Genomic DNA, 6864 nt, shown 5'->3' on the forward strand with positions numbered 1-6864 from the left:
TACGACGAGCACCGGCGCGGTTGATCCACTCGACGAGATAGCCGGCCTCTGCGCGGAGAAGGGGCTCTGGCTACACGTGGACGCGGCGTACGGCGGTGCCGCTGTGCTCACCAAGCAGGGTGAGGAATTGCTTCACGGCCTCTCGCGCGCCGACTCGATCGCGATCGACCCGCACAAGTGGTGGTTCCAGCCCTATGAGGCCGGCTGCCTCCTGGTTCGCGACGCCGACGTACTTCGCCGGACCTATTCGCTGCACGCGGAGTACCTGACGGAGACTCGCGGTGTCGAACCCGTGAACTTCTACGACTACGGTCCTCAACTTACGCGCAGTTTCCGCGCGCTCAAGCTGTGGATGACGATCCAGGTGTTCGGCCTGGATGCTCTGCGCGCCGGTGTGGCGCATGGAATCTCCATGGCGGAGTACGCCGAGTCGTTGCTGCGAGAGCGACCCCAGTGGATGGTTGTGACTCCGGCACAGCTCGGCATACTGACCTTCCGGCCAAATCTGCCGGAGGGCTCCTCCCCAACAGTTGACCGAATCGTACGCGCCGTCGCCGAGGAGATGCTGAACGACGGTCATGCACTCGTCCTCACGACGGACCTAGGCTCCGGGCCGGTCCTCCGACTGTGCGTCACCCACCCGCACACGACACACGAAGATCTGGAGACCACCATCGAACGGCTGACTCACATGCTGCAACGCCATATCGAGATCGCGTGAAGCACGTTCCGGACTGCTCGGCCGAGCCCCGCGCGCACCGCATGCTCTCCTAGGCAATGCGTTCGGCGCGCGGGACCGGTCCTTGCCCCGGACACCTGATCAAGCTTCTAGCCGCAACCGAGGTTAGAACCGGCCATGCTCTGTGGCTAGTGCCCGACCTCGCAGCCCAGCGCACGGCCGATCTCCGGCATCAATGGCCCGGGCGAGCTTGACCTTGCATCATGCTCCAATGATATATAGTTATACATCAGTAAGGGCTTATGCATAACAGGAGGAGTCTGCGGATGACCAGCGCTACCCGGGCACCCAGGACGGGTACAACCTTGTGGACCGCGAATTTCCGCCTCTACTTCGGAGCAAGGACCACCTCGCTGCTGGGCGATGCCATGCTGCCGGTCGCGTTGTCGGTGGGCGTCCTGCAGGCTGGGTACGGCGCGACCGGCGTCGGATATGCGCTCGGTTCATGGATGGCAGCGCTCGCGCTGTGCATGCTCTTCGGTGGCGTGCTGGCCGATCGGTTCACCGCGCGCCGGATGATGATCCTCGCCGACCTGGTCCGCTTCGTGATCCAGGCGGGGTTGGCAGCCCTGTTCGCCCTCGGCACGCCGTCGCTCGTGGTGATCGTCACCCTGCAGTTCTTGAGCGGGGTTGCCACAGCACTGTTCCAGCCTGGGGTGGCCAGCTTGGTCCCGCAGGTGTCGGACGATATCCAACGGGGCAACGGAGTTCTGCGGATCGCGGAGTCGATGGCCGGCGTGCTCGGCCCGGCGTTGGCCGGCGTACTGGTCAGCACGTCCGGGCCGAGTGTCGTATTCGCCATCTACTCCGCCACCTACGCGATCAGCGCGGCATGTCTCTTCGCTCTGCGGCTGATTCCGACGCCGACTGTCAGTGGCACCTCGTTCCTGCGGCAGTTGGCCGAGGGCTGGCAGGAGTTCCGCTCGCGCTCCTGGTTGTGGAGCGTGATCACGATCTATCTGTTCTACGGCTGTTTCGTGATCGGCCTCTCGCTCCCGATCGCGGCGGAGCTGATCACCACCGAGCTCAACTCCACAGCTCTAGGCGTCGGGATGGCCGCGCTGGGTCTTGGCGGTGCGCTGGGCGGTACGCTGGCAATCCGGGTCCGTGGCAACCGCCCGCTGGCGCTCGGATCAATTGGCTGGGCTTTGTTCGCGATCTACCCGCTCGTGCCGGCGCTCCACCCGAGCCTCCTCGTACTGGTTGTTGGCTGGGCGGTGGCCGGGATCGGTCTGGCCTTCTGGTCGGTCATCTGGGCGACCACCGTGCAGACGCAGATCCCTTCCGAGATGCTCAACCGGGTGTACGCCTACGATGTCGCAGGTTCTCTGGTCTGCATGGCTCTAGGGCGCTCGCTAGCCGGGCCACTGGCATCGGTAACCGGTGAGCGTCCGTTGATGGTCTTCGCCTGCGTGCTCGGCTTGATCTGTGCGGCTCTGCTGCTGGTCGTACCTGCGACCAGGCGGCTCCGTAGTGCTAAAGCCTTGTCCAACAACGTTGGGTAGGTAGCCGGTCGGCGGATCTTGGAGTTGGTCGGATTTGGCAGGTCTGTTGCGCCGGCGGTGAGCTGCTCCCGAAGCATGGACCTACATCGGTAAGTCGACAACGTGTTGTACGAGCTCTGCCAGCACCTCAGGTGATGCCTACGGGTTTCGGGGCCGGGCAGCCGCTCCGCAGCGTGAGCGAGTTCCAGTCCGACGGGGACAGTGAGATCGCCTGGCAGACTTGCTCACTTGGCCAGTGTTGCCCTAGGCAAGCGGCTGGTGTCAGACCGCGCGAGCCGCGCATCCGTGTTGGACGATCTCTCAGCTCCACCGCGCGTGAGTGGGTGAGAGCCCGAGATCGGGGTTGAATCCGTTACCGGGGTACAGGTTTATCGTCGAGGTATGTGCACCTCAGACACCAGCTCCTCCGCTGCCGGCCTGGACTGGGTTCCGGCCTCCTGCACGCTGCCCACCGTCGAGCAACCGATCCGGGTCGCCGAGTTCGACGACCTGTTCACCGCCTCTGTCCGGGGCGTGGAGCGTATCGATCCCAGCACGCTGCGGCTGACCGTGGCTGCTGACGCAGAAGCCCACGCGCGGGATCTGGCCGGGCGCGAGAGCAGGTGCTGCTCGTTTTTCGGGTTCGACTTCATCGCTGCCGGCGACGCGGTGGCGATGACAGTGACCGTCCCGGCCGCACACGTCGCCGTACTGGACGCGTTCGCCGCCCGCGCCACCACGGCGGCCGGACTCGGCGCGCCGGTGAGCGGCTGAGGTGACCGTGATCGCGGCATCGCTGCGCACGGCGCTGCAGGCCGGGTGCGAAGACCTGATCAACTGGCCCACAGTCCCACCTACCCACTCCCGTTCGCCGACCTGGCCACGTCAACTGGCTCGCACCTGCAGCTGGTCAATGGATCGGAGCAGCGCCGTGGCTGCTGCTGACCAGGCCGGCAAGACCCGTCGACCGTCGCATCTGGCTGGGATGGGTGCGGCCGCGGTAGGTGCCTGCGCGGCCTGCTGCGCCGGGCCGGTCCTGGCTGTCCTCGACGGCCTGTCGATCGCCTCTGGCCGGTGCCGTCCGGTTTCCGGCCCTGGCCGTCCTCGGGGTCATGGGACTGCTAGGCGTGGTCTGGGTACTTCGCCGACGCCGGCGCGCCGGCTGCGCGTCCCCCACCGGACCGGTCGAACTCGGCATGTCGGCCCCTCGGTCAGAGCCGGGCACCGTCAACGACTCACACCGGATACGTTCTGACCCATGACAATTGCCAAATCTGTCGCGCTGTTCGTACTGGCCGCCGTTGCCGAGATCGGCGGCGCCTGGCTGGTCTGGCAGGGCTGGCGCGAACACCGCGGGTTGTGGTGGATCGCGGCCGGCGTCCTCGCGCTCGGCGCCTACGGGTTCGTCGCGACCTTCCAGCCCGACCCCCACTTCGGGCGCATCCTGGCCGCGTACGGCGGCATCTTCGTGGCCGGCTCCCTGGTCTGGGGAATGATCGCCGACGGGTTCCGGCCCGACCGATGGGACATCCTCGGCGCGGCGGTCTGCCTGGCCGGGGTCGCCGTGATCATGTACGCCCCAAGGAACGCCTCATGAACCATCCACCCAGCGGCAGCGCGGTCCTCGCGGCGAACAAGGCCGTCGTGCGGCGCCTGATCGACGAGGTCCTGAACGGCGGAAACCTCGACCTCATCGACGACCTCTACGCCGCCGACCAAGCTGATGCAGCCCGGGCCTGGATCGCGCCGTTTCGGGCGTCGTTTCCCGACGTCCGCATGGACACGATCGAGCTCGTCGCCGAGGGCGACGTCGTGATCGGGCGCTTCACCTGCACCGCCACCCACACCGGCACCTGGCTCGGCCACCCACCCACCGGCCGCCGATTCGTCGCCGTCGACGAAGTCAACCGGTACCGCCTCCGCGACGGCCGGATCGCCGAAACCTGGACGCTCGAGGACAACCTCGACCGCCTCATCCAGCTTAGGCTACCGCCGCCCACCAACCAGGAAGACCGCTGACCGCCGTAACGACTCCCCGACCTGATGGCCCAGCTCAAACCGCCAAAATGTCGCGAGCGGATGCACCAGCCCAGGGATCGACAGCAGTTCGGACCGATCCCCGAAACGTCGACGAGATGTCGGGCGTCGGCACGCAGCGCCGGATGATCCAGCTCGCCGCTGACCACCAGCGGCGGCCCGCGGCCTGCGATGGCGCCCGCCTTGGCGACAGAGCCATGGGCGAAGCGCCGTATATCCGGTAATCTGGAGATATTTCCTATATATCGGACCGGTAGAAGGGTGCAGAAGCATGAACGGTGAGCGGTCGCCATCGCCTGCGGCCTCCAGGACACTGACGATCCTGGAGACGCTGGTGAGCTCCGAGGAGGACCTCACCCTGACTGCGCTCGCTCAGAAGGCGAACATCCCACTCGCCACCTGCGCGTCGATTGTCTACACCCTCGAGCAGCGCGAATACGCCAGCCGCCGAATCGTCGGCCGCAGCCACTTCTGGCGGCCGACTCTGCGGCTGTACGGGCTCGCCACCCAACTGGTCCGCAAGGTCGACCTGTCCTCGGTCGCCCAGCGGGAGATGCGCGACCTCGCCGATCTGGTCGGCATGCCGGTCCACATCGGCGTCCTCACAGGCGCCTCGGTGGTTTACGTCGCGAAGGCCGAGATGCCCGGGTTCATCCAGTTCGACACGTACCCGGGCAAGGTAGCGCCGTACAACCTGACCGCCCTGGGTAAGGCAATCGCGGCCCATCTTCCGGAGGCTGAGTTGACCCCGCTGCTGTCCCAGTTGGCGCCGGGCCACGGGCCGCAGGCGCTCGCACGAACGAAGAAGGAGTTCCAGGAGGAGCTCGCCGGGGTTCGCATGCATGGTTATGCCCTTGAGGACCAGGAGGAGCAGGCCGACATCGGCTGCGTCGCCACGCCGTTCTTCGATGCGTCGGACCATGTCGCTGGCGCTGTCGGTGTGACAGGATTCGCCAAGGACCTCGGCGGCGGGAAGCGCGAAGCCGTCCAAGCCGGCCTGATCGAACTGGCCCACACCATCTCGCACCGACTGGGCTCCCCGGACACCGCCGCACCTGTCTCCTGACGCCAACTGCGGCCGGTCGAGCGGTTGCGGGTGGCCGGACCACGCCTCGAGCCGGGCGACCGGCCGACGACTATGCCCAAATTGTGTGGGCAGGTCTTGCACTCGATCGAAGGGCGCCATACGATTCCTATATTGGAAATTGTCTCCGATATTCTGAAAGTAAGGTTGCGATGCTGGTGGCGTTGCTGGGGCTCGGGGACATTGGTCTCGGGGCCCATCTGCCCGCGTTGGAGCGCCACCCGGCGATCGAGATCGCGCTGCTGGCCGACGTCTCCCCTGAGCGCAGAAGGGCGGCCACGGAGTACGGCAGCGGCCCCGGGCGACGCGGGGTTCCTCGGTACGAGGTGGGCTCGGGGCTTGACGATGTGCTGGCTGCTGGAGTGGATGGTGTCGTGTTCGCCACGCCGCCTTGGGTCACTCCGGACCTGGTCGTCCGGGCCGCCCAGGCCGGGCTGTGCGTCCTCGCTGAGAAGCCGGTGGCGACCTCAATCGAGGCAGCCGCCGTATACGCCCAGTTGTCCCCAGCTGAGCGCGCCCGGGTGCAGGTCGGCCTCACCTATCGCCACGATCCCGCGATCCAGACCCTGGCCGGATGGATCGCGAACGGTGTACTCGGTACGCCGCTGCTGGTGCGGGCGCACATCTACGACGAAATGCGCCGCCTGGACGACGTCGAGCACCTCGAGCGGATGCACGCCACTCTGGAGCGAGGCATGCCCGTGATCCATGAGGGCGCCCACGTGCTCGATTGGCTGAGCTACCTCCTCCAGGGGCGGCCTGAGCGGATCGACGGAGCGTGGAGCCTGCAGACTGCGACAGACCTCCCCGCGCCGAACCTGGTCGGAGCCAGACTGATCTACCCGGGCGGGCACGTCGCCCTGGCGGAGTTCGGGTGGATGACGGATTCACTGCCGCGCTGTGAGATCACGGTGCTCGGGGATCGCGGCTACGCAGTACTGGATGGCACCGACTTCACCCTCACCCTCAACAACAGGGAGTTGGTCAGGTTCGATGGGGAGAAAGTGCCGCGGTGTTTCGATCGCCAGGTCGAACGGTTCGTCGCTCTGCACACCGGCGGTCCAGCGGAGCCCTCGCTGGCCGATGGGATCGCTGCACTCCGCACCGCCGAGGAGATCGCGACCCGAGCATCAGGAGAGAGCCGATGACGGTTGTGCGCTGGCATGAGTCGAATCGCGAGAGACTGGCGGAGTTGCTGCCCGAGGCACTCGTTCTGGTACCTGTCGGGGCGACCGAGCAGCATGGGCCGCACCTGGCGACCGGTACGGACTGGTTGCTCGCCCAGAGCATCACCGAACGGGCCGCGTTCGATGCCGCGCAGCGGTCGGCTCGCCCGCTGGTGATCACCCCACCGGTGGCGTTCGGCGCCTCCGACCATCATCTACCTTTCGGTGGGACGCTGTCCCTGACCGCCGAGACCATGCAGGCGGTGTTGATCGACCTCGCGCGATCGGCCGCGGCGTCCGGCGCGCAACGGCTGGTCCTGGTGAACGGTCACGGCGGCAACAGCGGCGCTTGTC

8 protein-coding genes are annotated in these 6864 nt (G+C 66.7%); all 8 read left to right on the forward strand.

From position 1 onward, the window contains the following. Positions 1-721, forward strand: a 721-nt coding sequence (locus ABD255_RS27865; protein ID WP_344219115.1) for a pyridoxal phosphate-dependent decarboxylase family protein, incomplete at its 5' end; no start/stop codon positions are given. A gap of 284 nt (positions 722-1005) precedes the next feature. Continuing rightward, a complete protein-coding gene (locus ABD255_RS27870) occupies positions 1006-2244 on the forward strand; it encodes an MFS transporter (protein WP_344219117.1) in 1239 nt (412 codons plus the stop codon). 381 nt (positions 2245-2625) lie between these two features. Then, on the forward strand, positions 2626-2997 hold the full coding sequence (locus ABD255_RS27875) for a hypothetical protein (protein ID WP_344219119.1): 372 nt from the start codon (positions 2626-2628) through the stop codon (positions 2995-2997). 484 nt (positions 2998-3481) lie between these two features. Continuing rightward, the gene (locus tag ABD255_RS27880; RefSeq protein ID WP_344219121.1) at positions 3482-3820 is read left to right on the forward strand and encodes a YnfA family protein; all 339 of its coding nucleotides are present in this window, start codon (positions 3482-3484) and stop codon (positions 3818-3820) included. Beyond that, positions 3817-4242 (forward strand): ester cyclase, encoded by a 426-nt coding sequence (locus ABD255_RS27885; RefSeq protein WP_344219123.1) that lies wholly within the window; start codon positions 3817-3819, stop codon positions 4240-4242. Before ABD255_RS27880 ends, ABD255_RS27885 begins: the two co-directional genes overlap by 4 nt. A 289-nt stretch (positions 4243-4531) precedes the next feature. Beyond that, positions 4532-5326, forward strand: coding sequence for an IclR family transcriptional regulator (locus tag ABD255_RS27890; RefSeq protein WP_344219125.1), 795 nt, complete (start codon positions 4532-4534; stop codon positions 5324-5326). A 176-nt stretch (positions 5327-5502) separates the two neighbouring features. Continuing rightward, positions 5503-6492, forward strand: a complete 990-nt coding sequence (locus tag ABD255_RS27895) for a Gfo/Idh/MocA family protein (protein WP_425554547.1) — start codon at positions 5503-5505, stop codon at positions 6490-6492. Then, positions 6489-6864 (forward strand): creatininase family protein (locus ABD255_RS27900; protein ID WP_344219129.1); only part of this gene is annotated, 376 nt, incomplete at its 3' end. The genes ABD255_RS27895 and ABD255_RS27900, both read left to right, overlap by 4 nt.

The organism is Kribbella sancticallisti (assembly GCF_039530625.1).
GTDB classification, from domain to species: domain Bacteria; phylum Actinomycetota; class Actinomycetes; order Propionibacteriales; family Kribbellaceae; genus Kribbella; species Kribbella sancticallisti.